General features: G+C 68.3%; 12 protein-coding genes and 2 pseudogenes. 9 read left to right on the forward strand and 5 right to left on the reverse strand.

The genetic code is table 11. From position 1 onward, the window contains the following. The first annotated feature begins 145 nt into the window (after nucleotides 1-145). From P3H78_RS28435 to P3H78_RS28460, 6 genes and pseudogenes are all read left to right on the forward strand, one after another. Complete coding sequence (locus tag P3H78_RS28435; protein ID WP_276112045.1) at nucleotides 146-3,280, forward strand: WD40 repeat domain-containing protein; 3,135 nt, start codon at nucleotides 146-148, stop codon at nucleotides 3,278-3,280. Nucleotides 3,281-3,541: 261 nt separating this feature from the next. Beyond that, nucleotides 3,542-4,354 carry a hypothetical protein gene (locus P3H78_RS28440; protein ID WP_276112046.1) on the forward strand — a complete coding sequence of 271 codons (813 nt, stop codon included), beginning with the start codon at nucleotides 3,542-3,544 and terminating at the stop codon, nucleotides 4,352-4,354. A gap of 527 nt (nucleotides 4,355-4,881) precedes the next feature. Beyond that, nucleotides 4,882-5,466: a DUF4232 domain-containing protein gene (locus P3H78_RS28445; protein WP_276112090.1), complete on the forward strand. Its 585-nt coding sequence runs from the start codon at nucleotides 4,882-4,884 to the stop codon at nucleotides 5,464-5,466. A 449-nt stretch (nucleotides 5,467-5,915) separates the two neighbouring features. Beyond that, a complete protein-coding gene (locus P3H78_RS28450; protein WP_276112047.1) occupies nucleotides 5,916-7,688 on the forward strand; it encodes a trypsin-like serine peptidase in 1,773 nt (590 codons plus the stop codon). A 15-nt stretch (nucleotides 7,689-7,703) separates the two neighbouring features. Next, nucleotides 7,704-7,841 carry a hypothetical protein gene (locus P3H78_RS28455; protein ID WP_276112048.1) on the forward strand — a complete coding sequence of 46 codons (138 nt, stop codon included), beginning with the start codon at nucleotides 7,704-7,706 and terminating at the stop codon, nucleotides 7,839-7,841. 140 nt (nucleotides 7,842-7,981) lie between these two features. Further along, nucleotides 7,982-8,137: pseudogene (locus P3H78_RS28460) on the forward strand (transposase); the annotation flags it as partial. Nucleotides 8,138-8,345: 208 nt separating this feature from the next. Here the strand turns inward: P3H78_RS28460 and P3H78_RS28465 are convergent. Together P3H78_RS28465 and P3H78_RS28470 are read right to left on the reverse strand one after the other, a co-directional pair. Further along, nucleotides 8,346-9,299 (reverse strand): hypothetical protein, encoded by a 954-nt coding sequence (locus P3H78_RS28465; RefSeq protein ID WP_276112049.1) that lies wholly within the window; start codon nucleotides 9,297-9,299, stop codon nucleotides 8,346-8,348. 79 nt (nucleotides 9,300-9,378) lie between these two features. Further along, nucleotides 9,379-10,344 (reverse strand): NucA/NucB deoxyribonuclease domain-containing protein, encoded by a 966-nt coding sequence (locus P3H78_RS28470; RefSeq protein WP_276112050.1) that lies wholly within the window; start codon nucleotides 10,342-10,344, stop codon nucleotides 9,379-9,381. Nucleotides 10,345-11,067: 723 nt separating this feature from the next. Here P3H78_RS28470 and P3H78_RS28475 point away from each other — a divergent pair. After that, the gene (locus P3H78_RS28475) at nucleotides 11,068-11,988 is read left to right on the forward strand and encodes an NADP-dependent oxidoreductase (RefSeq protein WP_276112051.1); all 921 of its coding nucleotides are present in this window, start codon (nucleotides 11,068-11,070) and stop codon (nucleotides 11,986-11,988) included. Here P3H78_RS28475 and P3H78_RS28480 read toward each other — a convergent pair. The 3 genes and pseudogenes from P3H78_RS28480 to P3H78_RS28490 form a co-directional block, all read right to left on the reverse strand. Further along, nucleotides 11,975-12,352 (reverse strand): hypothetical protein, encoded by a 378-nt coding sequence (locus P3H78_RS28480; RefSeq protein WP_313884432.1) that lies wholly within the window; start codon nucleotides 12,350-12,352, stop codon nucleotides 11,975-11,977. The two genes, P3H78_RS28475 and P3H78_RS28480, sit on opposite strands and share 14 nt — an antisense overlap. A 97-nt stretch (nucleotides 12,353-12,449) precedes the next feature. Beyond that, entirely contained in the window at nucleotides 12,450-13,043 is a 594-nt protein-coding gene (locus P3H78_RS28485) for a hypothetical protein (protein WP_276112052.1), read from the reverse strand. A 198-nt stretch (nucleotides 13,044-13,241) separates the two neighbouring features. Then, nucleotides 13,242-13,461, reverse strand: a pseudogene (locus P3H78_RS28490) (helix-turn-helix domain-containing protein); the annotation flags it as partial. Nucleotides 13,462-13,613: 152 nt separating this feature from the next. On the opposite strand from P3H78_RS28490, the gene P3H78_RS28495 reads away from it, so the two are divergent. Beyond that, nucleotides 13,614-14,024 carry a transposase gene (locus P3H78_RS28495; protein ID WP_276112092.1) on the forward strand — a complete coding sequence of 137 codons (411 nt, stop codon included), beginning with the start codon at nucleotides 13,614-13,616 and terminating at the stop codon, nucleotides 14,022-14,024. Continuing rightward, a complete protein-coding gene (locus P3H78_RS28500; protein WP_276112053.1) occupies nucleotides 14,000-14,416 on the forward strand; it encodes an ATP-binding protein in 417 nt (138 codons plus the stop codon). The genes P3H78_RS28495 and P3H78_RS28500 overlap by 25 nt, the downstream gene beginning before the upstream one ends. Nucleotides 14,417-15,157 lie beyond the last annotated feature (741 nt).

The raw sequence follows: 15,157 nt of genomic DNA on the forward strand, positions 1-15,157 counted from the left end.
TCTCGCGGGGTGATTGCAGTGCGACAGAAGCGTATGGGGGAGCCGGCAGGCAGCGCGGAGGGGGAAGAAGTTGCGCGATTTCATACGGAACCGCGGGCCAGCGAACAGGTCTGCACCGGCAGGAGAGACAGGCAATGAACCGGCGGTGGCCTCTGTCGACCAGCTGTTTTCCGCGTGCCAACTGGCAATCAGGCAGGCCAAGACCGCGCCAGCGGGCTTGAGTGCCCTGGACCGGGTGCAGGAGCGGGTCGCGCCGGGACAGGTAGAGGCGGCAGCGGCCGTGCTGGCTGTGGCCCGAGCCCTGTGCGATGCCGATCGGGCGCGGCAGTGGCTGTCGCAGGCGCTGTCCTACTGGCGTTGCGCTCAGGTTCTGCCTCTGCCGTGGGACACGGTCGTCGGCCCGGGGGCTCCTTTTGAGCGGGTGCCGGGGCTGGCGGTGGTGCTTGATGTGCTGGCTGAGCCGGGTAGCGGGCCGGTCGAGGCGTTCGCAGCCCTGGTTGCTCAGGCCCTGGCGGAGGCCCCTCCCGCGGAACTTCTCACGGACGTCGAGCACAGGGTTTTGTGTGCTGACGACAGCGGTACGGAGGAGGGTGGCTCTGTCAGTGAAGTACGGCTGATGCTGGCGCTCCTGGACGACGGGCCGCCGGGGCTGTTTCCGGATCCGGAGCGAATGACGCTGATACGAGCGACATCTGGGTTTGCTGATGCTCTTCACGATGCCTGGTGTGCATCTGCGTTCGCCGGCCAGGCTCGTTGCGTGCTCTGGGCTGTCGAACAGGCAGACGGCGCTCCCGCCCGGGCCCTGGGTCGGGTTGTAGGAGAAGCCTTCGTTCCGGCGTTAGCTGCGCTTGAGAGACGGTGCAGCAGATCGGGCCTGCGGATGCCGGTCGTCCTGCACGAGCTGGTGTGCAAGTTGGCCTCACGTTGGGACGAGGCCGGCGTGCGAGCGCGGAGGCTCGCCACGGCCCTGGTCGGCGCTGTCACAGCCGCTGTGCTGGTTCTTCTTGTTCTTGCCGCGAGTGGATGGCCCCATGCGACGAACACGGTCGCGGCGGCCGAGCGTCTGACAGCGGAGGCCCTCAGCGCGGAATCCGAGAACCCGCAACTCGCCGCGCAACTGGCGTTGGCCGCCTATCGACTTCACCCCGATGACCAGACTTCGGGGCTGCTCCTGCAGATCAGTGAGGACGAGGACTTCGTCTTGCGGCGGTTGAACACCGGTACCGGGAGGCTCGCCGCCGCTGCGCAGGATGACCGTCGGCAGTTGATCTTTACGGCTGGCCCCGACGGCGGCGTCCGGATCTGGAGTCTGTGGTCGGGCGCCCTGCTCGGCCGGCTCGGCCGGAGCTCTGCGGTGGTGGCGCTGGCGTGCGGGCCGGATACACCGCTGCTGGTAGGTGCCGACAGCAGCGGCAACGTCCTCCTGTGGCACACCGGCGACTTTTCCCGCTCCCCTGCCCCGATCCATCTCGCTACGGCGGCCAAGGACGGGGCCGGTGTGCAGACGGTGGCCCTGGGATTCACTCCTGACGGCCAGAGCATCTACTGGGTGACCGGTGACGGCCAGGTCCGCGTGTGGGACAGCCGCACGCGCGCCATGCACAGCAGTTCCCTGACGAGTACGACCACACGCAACCCGCTCACGCCTACGACGGCCAGCAACCCGTATACCGCCGGACTGGACAAGACGGCGTCGCGCATCCTCATCGGCACCGAGGAAGAAGGAATCTATTCTTTCGACCTCGGCACACTCCGCTCGAGCCGTGTCCTTGGTTCTGCCGATCTGCGCGGCCGGGTCACTGCGCTGGCCGCCGACTCCACCACTGGCACCCTGACCGCCACTGTCGGGACGGAGCAGGGGCTGGCGCAGTGGACCCTGGGCACCGCCCGGCGTGAAGTGTTCCCCTACGCATCCGTCAGCCGATACGTCAACGCGCTTTCCTATCGCAGCAACGCCACCCTCGCCGTTGCCACGGATCGAGGGACGGACCTTATTGGCAGCGACGGCACGGTCCTCACCACCCACTCTCAGGGCGGCTACGCCAGCCAGTTCGCCACACCCAACACCGCCGACAGTCAGTACCTCGCCGTCTGCAGCACCGGGGACACGGTCAACGTCGTCGACATCGGCGGCGCCGGTGTCCCACCGGCCTCTGCGGAAGCCTCCACGGTGCTGGCGTACGACACCGCAGGCAACCTCCTCCTGAACGACGCCAACAGCAGCAATCGGACCACAGACGTCTACCTCGTCCGTCCCGACCCGCGCGAGCCCGGCCGCAAGGCCTCCACCTCCACACGCCTGCGCACCCTCAATCCGAAGACCAGCTGGTGGACGTCCGGCTCCGCCTTCTACGCCAACGAGGCCGCTCTGACACAATCGTTCGCCGCCGTCGCCGGGCAGGACCCCGACGGAAGGGCTGCCGTCTTCGTCTGGGACGCCAAGACCGGAAAGCCCCTGCGCTACCTGGTCTTCCCCGGCGACGGCAGCGGAGCGAACCCTGCCCCTGACGCACCACCGAACATTGCCACCTCCGTCGTCCTGGACGAACAGCAGCACCTGATGATCGCCCGTGACACCGTGGGACAGGTCGCTGCTTGGTCCACGCACACCTGGAAGCAGGTCTTCGCCATCGCCACCGGGTCCACTGCCGGCGGTGACCTTGCTCTGAGCCCTGATGGATCTACCGCGGCGCTTTCCATCGGTACCGGCCGGTCCCAGGACCTCGGTCCCAGGAACCGCCTCGGTTTGCTCGACCTGCACACTCACAGGCTGCAGACGGTCCCGCTCGACCGGTGGGCCTACCACCTGGCCTACGCGCCCGACGGCAAGCACTTGGCCGCGCTCTCGGACGACGACACCATTACCTTCCTCGACCACAGGGGCCATGGGACGTCCACGTCACCGGTCATCCATCTGCCCGGCCCAGCGCTCAGCATCGCTTACAGCCCGGACGGGCGCTACCTCGCTGTCGGAGAGTCACTGAGCCGAGCCCTGGTCTATCGCACCGACAACGGACAACTCGCCTATCCCGCTTTTCGATTGCCCGAAGGTCAAGCGGCTTTCCACGTGTCGTTCGACCCCACCGGCACGCTGCTGACCGCCGCCGGAGGCACCCTCGGAAAGCATCCCCAGGCCATGTCGACCTACTTCTGGGCACTCAGTCCCCAGCAGTGGTCCGACCGCGTGTGCTCCCTGGCCGGCCAGAACCTGACGCACGCCGCATGGAACAACTTCGCAGGCAGCACCCCGTACCGCCGACTGTGCAGTCACACCGGCTGACCCTGCCCTCTTTGTGTGGTTCCCCCTTCACTCACTGCTGGAGATACGCCGATGCCACGCCGAGACTCGAATTGGAATGCCTACCGCGCCCGGGCCGCCGCCCACGGCCGCCGTTCCAGACGCCGCCAGATCGACACCGCCGCACTACGCCGTCCAGCGCCTCAAGACGCCGAACCGCAGCCCACCCCCAGGCAGACCGCTCTCTCCTGGGTCAAGAAACCCCTCATCTGGATTCTGATACCCGTAGGCACGGGAGTGACCGTGGCGCTGACCGCAGTCGGTACGGATCTGGGGAACAGCGCCATCGCCCAGGTCAAGAGTCTTTTCGGTGACGATCACCCGCTGGTGGTGAACGTCTCGTCGGTCACCACCATGAGGGTCACGGGCGGTGGCACCGTCATCTTCCCCGGTCCTGTACCACGGACCCCGCAGCAGTTGGCCAGTGACGTCAACAGCCTGAACGGTCCCGGGGTGCTACCCGACGCCGTCGCCACACAGGTGAAGCTCACCAATGCCGGCGACGCAACCGCCTATATCACCGACATCACCCTCCACAAAACCTGTACCGCGCCCCTCACCGGCACCATCGTCTACGACCCTCCGCAGGGCAACGGGGGAGGATCGACAGACGTCGTCGACATCGGCTTCGACCTGGACTCCCCCCACCCGCCGCCGCAGAACTTCAACCCCGACTCACTGCAACTGTCGGGAAATTACTTCCTCGGTCACACCGTCGCCATCGTCAAGGGCGCACCCCAGACGCTCGTACTACTCGCCAAGACCAGCCGCCACTACTGCCGTTACAGCTACGAGATCACACTGGACGGCGAAAAGGATCAGACCGCTACTAAAACCGTCCCTTCCACGAAAGGCCGCTCCCTCCAGGTCACCGCCAACCTGATCGGCGATCATTCGCCCCGGCCGCTGACCGCCTATCAGCGGGCCTACGTGCCCGGCTACCAGGCCGGCCCCATTAACGTCGGCACCGGTGCTGGTACCAGCGCGAACGCCTCTTCCTCTAACAGCCTCGTGCAGGTCAACCCCAAGAAATGGAAGCCGTATACCGCCCGATAGCGGATCTTCCTCGGCCGCCTGCTGCTGCCGCTTGAGGCGCGGGACCGGACCGGCAGGCACCAGTCACCGCGGGGCGCCACGAGCGCATCTCAAGGGGACAGGTCCTCCATGTTCAGGCACAGCGCCTCGTCGGCTCGGGCCGTCGATTCTCAGAGCATCTTCCAGAAGGTCTTCTCCCGCGGCGCTGCCTCCAGCCGCCGCAGGGCCGCGATCGGACTCTCTGTCAGGGCCTTGGTGCGGTCGGGCGGGGCAGGGCACCGCTCGACGCCGATCACCCCTGCCGGTGCGGCCGATCCGTACGACCACGAGCGCGATCGCCGCCCGCGCCAGTACTCACAGTCCTGCCGGGCAGTTGACGGCAGTGCGGAAGTGGGTACCGCTCCAGAGGAACCCTCGCGGAGACAAGTGCATCTCCCTGTCCGGGAGGCAGGAGCGGTGGCAACCGGGCCCCCGCAAGGGTCGCTTCCCCAGGGGGAGTTCTCGTGGCACGGCGGACAGCGGCAGTCTCCGCTATCGGCCTGACGGTAATGGTGGCTGCTGTGGCGTGCGGCCCTGCGCATCGAGACGCCGGGAAGCCGAGCAGCGGACCGTCGTCGCGGACGGCGGCACCACCCCCCGGTCCGGCACGGACAAGTGCGTCCCCCCGGGCCTCAGCGGATGCCCGAGCGGGTGCCGCATGCGGCACCGCGCATCTGCGATGGAAGCTGACGCGTCCCGCCGCCCCGTCGGCCAAGGAGCCGACGGCCCTGCTCAGCGCGACCAACACCGGCACCACGCCCTGCGCCTTCGACGGCTACCCGTATATGCAGGTCTACCTGGGCAAGGGGCCGGCGGTAGAGGCGAAGCCGAAGACAACGACGTCGGTGCACCTGTTCCTGGAACACGGCCGCACGGTCGAGGTCCCGCTCTTCTATCCTGCGGCCCCTCTTCGGGACGGGTACTGCGGCATACCGGTCGATGAGGATCCGGAGATCGAGGTGCAGCCGCCGCACCCGGCACGCACCGACTACGGCACCTTGGTGCAGATGTCCGACACCCGCGGCCGGCAGGTACGTGCGACGGTGTGCGACACCATCCACATGGGCTCCCCCCGGCTGCGACCGGCTGCGTGAGCAGCCAGGGCGCTGTGATACTGGCGTGCGCGTGTCGATAGCGTGTGCGATGCTGAGCGCCGCGACCGCTGACCACGGTCGTTGGAATCCGCCTCACGGCGGCATGGGGGAACGCATCTGGGGGTGCGCGGTGATTTCGACCGGACAAGGCAGCGGTACACCTGCGGCCGGCACAGCGGCGGACCATGCCGTCCGCCGCCCCGCGTGCAACAGCGCTGTTCGGCGTTGCGCATGCGCCAGGACCGACGATCCCGTCCCGACGGGCCGCCCCTTGCCGTTGATTTCGTAGCGGCGGATCCCTCCGCAGGCTCGGAGGCCCCGGTACACGCGACGACCCCGTACACCACGCGAACCTTCGCGGGTCGCGGCAGCTCTCGTGACTCCAGGGGGAGACCTCCGTAGACGCGGAGACCCGGCCCCGTCTTCCGCGGCGGCCGCCACCCTCACGCATGTCCGCAGGCTCCGGCCTGCCCTCCGGCATGCCTGACCTGGAGTACATCTACTTGCATACCCAACGAATACGTCTCGGTGCTGCCCTCGCACTGTGCGCCGCACTGCTGCTGGGCAACGCGGCGGCGGCCCAGGCCGCCGGACCGACACCAACCGCTTCCCGCGCCGCGACCACCAAGCCGGCACCCAGCGGCAAGACCACTCCGACGCCGAGACGTGCCACCTCCGCCAATGACGGTGACGACGGCAGTTGGACGGTCGAGGACGCCATCCGGTTCTGGACGCCGGAGCGCATCGCCTCGGCCACCGACCCCTCGGGCCGCGAGGCGCAGCCGCAGGGCTGGACGGCACCGCACAAGAAGCGGTCCCTGACCGCCATCGACGGTGAGCACTTCGACGGCATCAAGTCCGTGGGCACGCTCTTCAGCCAGAGCAAGGACATGAAGGCCCACAACTGCACCGCGAGTGTGGTGAACAGCGGGGGCCGGAATCTCATCCTGACCGCCGGTCACTGCCTCGGTGACAAAGCCGCGTTCGTGCCCAAGTACGACCACACCAAGTCAGCGGGCGACCAGCCGTACGGCATCTGGCCGGTCAAGGACTGGTTCCGCGACGCACAGTACGCCGCAGACCGCAGTGCCAACTCCGACCTGGACTTCGCCTTCGCGAGCCTGAAGGAGAACGGCGGGCGCAACGTCCAGGACGTCGTGGGCGCCAATACGCTGGCCCGCACCCCGGGCTTCGTCAACCAGGTGACGGTCGTCGGCTACCCGATGGTCGGGCACAACCCGCAGGACCGCGCCTTCCGCTGCGCCAACGTCTGGACGACGCCCCTGCCCGCCTACAACCAGATGCAGATCGACTGCGGCGGCATGTGGGGCGGGGTCTCCGGCGGACCATGGTTTTCCAAGCTCGACCCCTCGGGCGAGACCGGCGAGATCATCGGCAATGTGGGCGGCTTCTTGCGGGGCGGCCCCGATGTGCCGAGCGACAACCCTTTGTACAACCGGATCACCTACAGCCCTCTGCACGGCGACCGGTTCTTCCAGCTCTACGACGACGCCCAGAACGGTCTGCACACCGACCACGGCCCCTACCACCAACCGGCCCTTCCCTATTCCATGGGTGACGGCAACACCTGGAAGCACGCCAAGCTGACGGCCGCCGGCGATTTCAACGGAGCAGGCCACAGCGACCTGATCGTGGTGTGGACCGACGGCGAGGTAACCCTCTACACCAACGACGGCCAAGGCCACTTCATCTCCGAACGGCAGCTGGTCGCCCCCCAGTCCATCTGGACTCACGCGGAGACCATCACGGCGGGCGACTTCACCGGATCGAACCAGTTCGACCTGATGGTCCGCTGGTCCGACGGCGAGGTCACCCTCTACGGCGACGCCGGCACCAACGGCCTCAACGTGCCCGGCACACGGTTGGCCGCCCCCCACACCATCTGGGAGCACGCCACCCAGATCGCCGCAGGTCGCTTCAACTCCTCGACCTATGTCACGGACCTGATGGTGCGCTGGTCCGACGGCGAACTCACCCTCTACACCAATGTGGGGGCGGGAGGCTTCGGACAGGAGCACCAGCTGCAGAAACCCAAGTCCATCTGGACCAACGCCACACTTCTGACCGCCGGCGAGTACTCCGGCAACCAGAAATGGGACCTGATGGTGCAGTGGTCGGACGGCGAGCTCGACAACTACACCGGGACCACCGCCTCCGCCCTCGACACCGAGGCACGCATCCAGAACCCCAACGGCCTGTGAACCCACAACACAGTCATGACGACCGGCGACTTCACCCCCAACCACCGCACCGACGACCTCGTCATCCGCTGGTCCGACGGCGAGACCACGCTGTACGCCGACACCGGTACGAGCACCCTGGGAACTGAGCACAACCTGGTTCCGCACGCCTGAGGCACCGCTCCCGGAACACGGATACGGAACGGAACGGCCAGGCCATCCGCCTGGCTGTTCCGGCTGGCCCCACCAGGTCGGAGCACCGCCGCATCGTCGCGCCACACCGGCGGTGTGGCGCCGCACTGGTGGCGTGATTCCCCAAGGCAGCAACCGACTTGGACGGCGCCCAGCACGACCTGCCGGCGTTCACCGCTTTCCCGCGCGAGATCTGGTGGCAGACCTGGCCGAACAATCCGCAGGAACGGCCCACGAAGGAGATCCGCCGCCGCACCGACGTGGTCGGCCTCCTCCCCGCACAGCGTCAAAAACGGGATCACCGAGTGGCCGTCGATACACCACTCCACCGGACGTGACCGAGCGCAGCATGGATTCCAGTCACGGAGCCCAGTCGGCTCGGCATCCGGCTGCGGGCCTCGGCCAGCAGGACTGCCCATTCACTGCTACCGCCAGTGCGTCCCCAAAGCCTGCGTGGTTCCGGGCTGGCGCTCGGGCGGGATATGCCTACGACTCTGGCCACACCGTCACGTAGTACTCGCCGTCTCCGGCGTCTGTGCGGCCTCGCGTGTACACGATGATGTGCCATCCCCGCTCCGGCACCGTCATGGGCAGTGGCACGGAGTCGGCGTACTCGAGGTCTTCGTCCGGAGTGATCCACATCGTGGTGCCGGGGCCGTGCAGGGTGAATGCGTGGTCGATCTGCCACTGGGCCGCGGTGGTGGGCAGAGGACGGGTGAAGGAGACGGCGGCGCCGAACAGGGTCTTGTCATCCCACCCGGTGGTCGGGATGCGGGCGCTCCGCCCGTCGTCAGCGAGGGCGAGGGTGTCCGCCGGCCCGGCGTCGAAGGCTCGGGGGCGGTCGCCGACGGCGAAGGTGAGACTGTGCGAGGGCTCCTTGAAGGCGATGGAGCAGGAGCCGGCGACGCTTTCGTCGGCGTCGGTCATGAGTACGTCGACGGGGCCGCGGTCGATGATGTCGGTGGCGGGGCCTTTCGGGGCGGGCCAGAGCTGGATCAGGTGGTGTTCCTGTTCCTCGTGCACGCCGGGCGGGTGCAGGCCTTCGCCGGCGGCTTGTGTGCGGGCGTGGACCCGCACACGCCACCACGACCACTCCCCCGCGGTGCTGGGGACGGGAACGGTGTGCTCGGCGTCGGCGGGATTGGTCAGGAGGATCTCGTCGGCCAAGCGCATGCTGGCCTCGGTAACCGTGTGCCAGCCGTCGGTCTGCAGCGCCGGGGCGTGGTCGTGGAACTCCAGAGCCAGGTGGATGTCGCCGTAGGGGGTGTGGGTGTGGACGTGTCCGGCGCGGCCCTTGCGGGAGACGTCCAGCAGGCCCACGTCGCCGGTCTTGGGCTCGGCCGGGTAGGGGGGTTCCTCGTCGCCGGGGCGGGTGGCGAGGAGCCAGTACTGGTGGTGGTCTGCGGGGACGTCGATCGTGTGGCGGTGGGGGCCGGTCACTGGGCTGTCCTTCCAGGTGCGTGGCGGGCGGCTCCCCGCCCCGGATGCGGGGAGCCGCCCGTCACATGCGCTGCACTGCTCAGATGGTTACGTAGAAGGCGTCGCCGTCAAGGACACGAAACTGCTTCCGGAAGCCGGATATCCGGCCGCCCTGGCGGTCCTGCTCCGTCGGCGGCACGAACTTGATGCCCCGCTGGGATGCCGGCAGCTTGGTCCCGCCCTCCTTCGTCGACGCGAAGGGGTACTCGTCGCAAGAGGTCAGGCCATGCTGCCGCTCCCAGGCGCTGGGCTTGGCCCGTCCGCAGACGGCATCGCGGTTCTTCTTCGCCTGGGCTTCGGAGTCCAGACGGTGCAGCGGCTTGCCGTAGCCCCACTCGCCGTAGTGGCCGCCCTTCTTGCGGATGTCGCGGATGTTCTCCGAGATGTACCGCAGGTCGCCCATGTTCACGGCGATGTTCCCGCCCGGGAAGACGCACCCCGGGGCCTTCAGGCGCCTGGTCGGGCCCCACAGCTTGTCGTCGCACCGGTAGCGCGCCGAGTTGTAGGTGAAACCGCCGAGGGTGTAGCCGGGCTTGGTGAAGGTGAACCGGTACGACGAGGAGGTGAGTTGCTGCTGCTTCTTGCCCACGTTCGTCTTGTAGCCGACCGTGCCCTTGTGGGCAGCGCCCAGGGCGGAGCCCTGAGGGAAGTTCACCTTGGTGGTGATGCCCTTGCCAGCGCCGACACTCACGCTCACGCGGATGCCGGAGGCGTTGACGAGTGTCGCCTTGCCGACCGTGAAAGCTTCGTTCCAGTTCCGCTTCCCGGCCTGGAGCGTCATGGAGTGCTTGATGTCGAACGTGGCCCGACCGATGATCTTGCCGTTGCGCAGCACGTCCACCTCAGCCCTGGTGTCCAGGCACATGCTGGTCCGTGTGATCACCAACTGCCCGATCCTGCAGCCGGCCGCGGCGGCCGAGTTGACCGCCACGGTCCTGACCGCGCCCGCCCGGACGGCGCTGAGGGTGCTGCTTGCCGGAGCGGGCTGCGCCGAAGCGGTGCCCATCAAGGTTCCGGTCAGTGCGAAGGCGGCGACCGATGCCGCTGCCAGTCGTCTCGTCGACCTACTCCAAGCAGCAGGCCACCGCAGACTCATCGAAGCGCTCCGGCCCAGACCCCGCGTATGGCCGCCCGGGCGGTCGATGAGATCTTCGAAGCGCTCGACGAACCGTAGTCGTCACAGGGACCGGCACCTTCGATGCCGTCGTCCCGCCAGGACGCCGCGGCGTTCGACCGGCTCATGGAAGAGCTGCGCACGGCGACCGTCCACCGTGCAGTGCCACAACTGGTGGGCGCGCTGCCGGGAGCAGAAACCCCGCTACGTAATTCCGGCCACAGGTCGCAGTCCACCACGGACTGCAGCACTCACCCGCCCCGGATAGGCCCGGAACGCCGGCCCCTCCAGTGGCGCCGCCCTGACATATCGCGTCGGCACGCTCCGAGCGACACCGACGTGGAAGGCTGTAAAGAGCTCACGGTCCGGATCACAGACGGTCCGATCACCGCGCACCGCAGGATCCTCAATCCCGACAGACTGATACACGTCGGAGCTTTCGCATCCGTATGGGGCACCTCGTTTCTCTGATGGGAACGCGCCAGGGCGAGGAACGAAGACGCCAGAGCGGGTGAGATCGATCATGCGGCACGGCATACATCCACCTGCAGCCGCTATGAGCCCTGCGCGCGATCGCTACGCGCTCGGGTCGCCGCCCTTCGAGTAAGGACCTGTATGCGAGCCATCACTGTGCGAGACCGTGACGCCGGTCTTGCCGGGATGTCCCTGACGGACATGCCCTACCCCCATGCGGCCGAGAACGACGTCATCGTGCGGGTGCACGCCGCCGGATTCACCCCTGGCGAGCTGGACTGGCCCGCCACCTGGACCGATCGCGTCGGCCGCGACCGGACGCCGAGCGTGCCCGGGCACGAGCTGTCCGGTGTCGTAGCAGAGCTGGGGTACGGCACCACCGGCCTGAGCGTCGGACAGCGGGTGTTCGGCCTGGCCGACTGGACCCGCAACGGCACACTCGCCGAATACACCGCGGTGGAGGCCCGCAACCTCGCCCCGCTGCCGGCGGACATCGACCACACCGTGGCCGCCGCGCTGCCGATCTCCGGGCTGACCGCCTGGCAGGGCCTGTTCCACCACGGCCGCCTCACCACAGGCCAGACCGTCCTCATCCACGGTGCCGCGGGCGGCGTCGGCTCGATCGCGGTACAGCTCGCCCGCGAGGTCGGCGCCCGCGTCATCGGCACCGGTCGGGCCTCCGGGCGGGACAGGGCACGCGCACTCGGCGTGGACACCTTCATCGACCTGCAGACCGACAAGCTGGAGGACGCCGGCGACGTCGACGTCGTATTCGATGTGATCGGCGGCGACATCCTCGATCGCTCGGCCGCCCTGGTCCGGCCGGGTGGCACGCTGATCACCGTCGTCATGCCGCCCAGGGTCCGGCCCAGGGACGGGCGGGCGGTCTTCTTCGTCGTCGAACCCGACCGCGCCCGGCTCACTGATCTCGCCACGCGGCTGAGGGACGGCCGCCTCAAGCCAGTCGTCAGCGCTGTGCGGCCGCTCGCCGAAGCACCCTCCGCCTTCGCCCCCGGCACGCGCACCCCAGGCAAGACGATCATCCGCGTCACGGAAGACTGAACAGGAGACCCATGGCCAGCACCGAGGTGGGCCGCCCGAAGCGGACCCCACCGGTGAACCGCACCGGCAGCAGGAAGGCGGCCACCTCGGCAAGCTCCCAGCGGATCGGGGCTGTCAGCTCCAGACAAGCGGCCAGAGCGAGGTGCGGGTTGTTGGCCTTGGCAGCGACAGCGGCGAGGGAGCGAGCTTCGGCTGCCACTCGGCCCGGGGACGGCGCGGCTGCGGCCCGCGCCATCCCATCGGCGACCCCCACGAATGCCGTGAGTTGGGCGAAGACCTCCAGCTTCGCCGCACCGTCCAGTCCGGCGACCACGCGACGGGACTGGTCCCGCCGCGTGGTCGCCTCCTCCCACGTCAGAAGCAAGGCGGGCTCCTGTAACGATGCGCCCGCACACCCGGTCAGCAGCCTTCGCCAGGCACCCTAGTGGAGCAGGAACTCCTGACTGGCCGCCCGGCGTGGCTCAGCTGTGCCGGCCGCGGCCGTGCCGCCACAGCGGCATCATGGCCGCACGGGCCTCCTCGGGAGCGGGTGAACGGTCGAACGTCCGCGGATGCGTGCGGTACACGCAGTCAACGCCGTAACGGTGCAGCAGTGCCAGATCGCGGTCGGCGGGGCGCACCGGGAGGAGCGCCGTCAGCCGCGCTGCCGATTCAGGGGTGTGCGGCGCGTAATCCAACAGCTGCGCCAACACATCCCGGACGAACCCGAGGGTATTTGCACGCCTGGCCTCCACGACCTCGCTCCCCTCCGGCAACGCCAGGTGCAGGTCGGTGATGCCAGCAGGAGTGCGCAGCCGCTTGGGCTGTGTGATGCCGAGCCAGTCGGTGTACTCCCGCAGCAGGAAAGCCTCGGTGCGACGGACGACCAGTTCGTGTTCCCGCAGCGCACAGCGCGTCGTCGGGGTGCGCAGGGCCTCGCCGTCGACGATGTCGGTGTGGGTGCGCAGCGCGCGTGCGAGGGGTTCTTCCCGGCCCCTGTCGGCTTCGACGTCCCGCTGCGCCTCGATGCGAGATTGAACTCGAGGGCGCAGTGGCCGGCCACGCGGGCGACGCACGGCTCGGCCCCCACCCAGCGCGCCGCCCGGCGCCGTCCATCTCGGTCAGCCACCTCCGCTCCCGCGGACAAGATCGCCCTCGGGTCTGCACCGGTCCCGTCAGAGCGACGACTCGTCTCCGCTCGCGCGGACAAGACGGGGCCTGTACTCCGGCTCCGCGTACGTCAGCGGCTCACCTCCGCTCGCGCGGAGAAGATCCCTCGGCCGCCCGGGTGAGCCCTTCGACAGGACTCCAGCCTCGGCCCCGCTCGCGCCACTGGCGGCGCCACCGCTCCACCGACCGCTCGCTGACTCGCAGCGCGGCAGCTATGTCCCGGTTCCTCTCCCCGCGTTCGAAGCGTTCCACGGCCTGAAGCCGGATCCGCTCCCGCGCGACCCTCCCAGCGTCGGTCAACCCGCCGCCCTGCGCGTATCTCACGGTCCAGAGCTACCGGAGCTGAGCGGCCGGCGTCAGTCGAACGGCCCGACATCACCCAATCAAGTTCAGTAGCCAGCAAAACTGGAACCTGAGAGGTGGGGCAGGTCATCTGAAGTGGCCTGCCCTGTGGGGCGGGTGGGAAGGATGTCGCTCTGCCCAGGCCTTATCCGGAGGAGTTCCGTCAGGATGTCGTGCGTGTCGCGAGGAACCGCGGGCCGGGTGTGACGGTCGAGCAGGTGGCCGCCGACTTCGGAGTCCACGCGATGACGCTGTGGAAATGGATGCGCCGCGCTGACATCGACGACAGGACAAAGTCCGGGACGGCCCGCCCCGCCCGACCAGCGTCCTCGACCACGAACTGCCCCCGTCCCGCAGGGCCCGACGTGCTACATGGGTGCTGGCGACGCATGCATGCCTTGGAGCGGCAGGCGGACTGGTGGCTGATGATTCGCCCGAAGGCGCAGGTTCTGCGGCATGTTCTGCCAGCCGCTTCGCGGGCATATGGCTCAGGCATGTTGTACGACTTAGGGAGTTGTCGGTGCGTCAGGAGGACTCGTCGCTGAAGGCAGTGGGATGGGCACGGTCGCTGCCGATCGACAGCGGGGTGAAGGCAGCCAGAGACTGGACGCGGGCACACCTGGCAACTCTCGGCTGGCCGGAGACAGCACCGGATCTGGTAGAAGGGGTTCTTGTGGCTGTGTCCGAGCTGGTGACCAACGCGCATGTGCATGCGCGCAGTGCCGCTCAGCTCATCCTCACCTGGGACAAGGAGTGCCTGCACGTGACCGTGCACGACGCCTCTCCCCAGTTGCCCGAGCAGCGTCATCCCGGTGCGGGGGCCCTTGGAGGACGTGGCTTGCTCCTCGTCGATGCGCTCGCTGACGGATGGCAGGCGCACCGTTGCCCGCGAGGCAAGGACGTCACCGCCTGCTTCCAGGATCCCGCACCCGTTTAGCCGGCTTAGGGAGCCGGGGGCGGGGACATAGCAGGAGGTCGCGCAGGTTCCCTCGCGCGGGCCCACTCCGCCCCCGACTCAAACCCGAGTACCCCCATTTCCCATATGGAGGCCTTCGCGCGGAGTCGTCGACGTATCCGACCCCGAAATGCGGGGTGGGTCCAGCCAGTTCGGCTGGGACCCACCCCGCAGATATGGTGATGTGTCAGGTCACCATCGGTACCAGCGTCCGCGGCCGCCGCCGGCAGTCGTGGAGCCGTACATGGACGCAATGGGCGCCAACGAGGTGGGTTGGGAAAGTCACCCGCCCGACATCCTCGGTCGCCCGGTTCTTCAACCCGCGGTCGTCGCGGGTCTCCCCCGAATCGGTCCACTGCTTGCCGACCGAAGGACTCCAGTGGAGGAGAGCCGATCCCAGCCCTGCTCAGGAAGGACCAGGTCCGTCTCGGCGAGGCCGACCGCTTCAGCAGACCGGAGTCGGGCGCCGAAGTACACGGCGGCGAAGACGTCCACGAGGCGACGCCCGAGCGCGCCGGCACCCACCCACGCAGGAGGCAGCCGCCGATGGATTGCGGCGCTGCTCCGGATTGGCGACGACGCGAGGGGCAACCTGGTTGGACCCCCTGCGGCTTCTGCCAACGGACCGACGTGCTGGAGTTCTCGCGCAACTCCCCCAAGTCGACAAGGCGCTGCAGAAGGCAGACGGTCCGGCAGGGTCCATCCGCGACAACGTTCTGGCCA

It is taken from the genome of Streptomyces tropicalis, assembly GCF_029269835.1.
GTDB classification, from domain to species: Bacteria; Actinomycetota; Actinomycetes; order Streptomycetales; family Streptomycetaceae; genus Streptomyces; species Streptomyces tropicalis.

Bases quoted from the DNA above. Each gene is read 5' to 3' on its own strand.
- P3H78_RS28445 (WP_276112090.1), top strand. From the start codon at position 4,882: ATGGTGGCTGCTGTGGCGTGCGGCCCTGCGCATCGAGACGCCGGGAAG.
- P3H78_RS28470 (WP_276112050.1), bottom strand. From the start codon at position 10,344: ATGGGCACCGCTTCGGCGCAGCCCGCTCCGGCAAGCAGCACCCTCAGC.
- P3H78_RS28475 (WP_276112051.1), top strand. From the start codon at position 11,068: ATGCGAGCCATCACTGTGCGAGACCGTGACGCCGGTCTTGCCGGGATG.
- P3H78_RS28450 (WP_276112047.1), top strand. From the start codon at position 5,916: ATGTCCGCAGGCTCCGGCCTGCCCTCCGGCATGCCTGACCTGGAGTAC.
- P3H78_RS28455 (WP_276112048.1), top strand. From the start codon at position 7,704: ATGACGACCGGCGACTTCACCCCCAACCACCGCACCGACGACCTCGTC.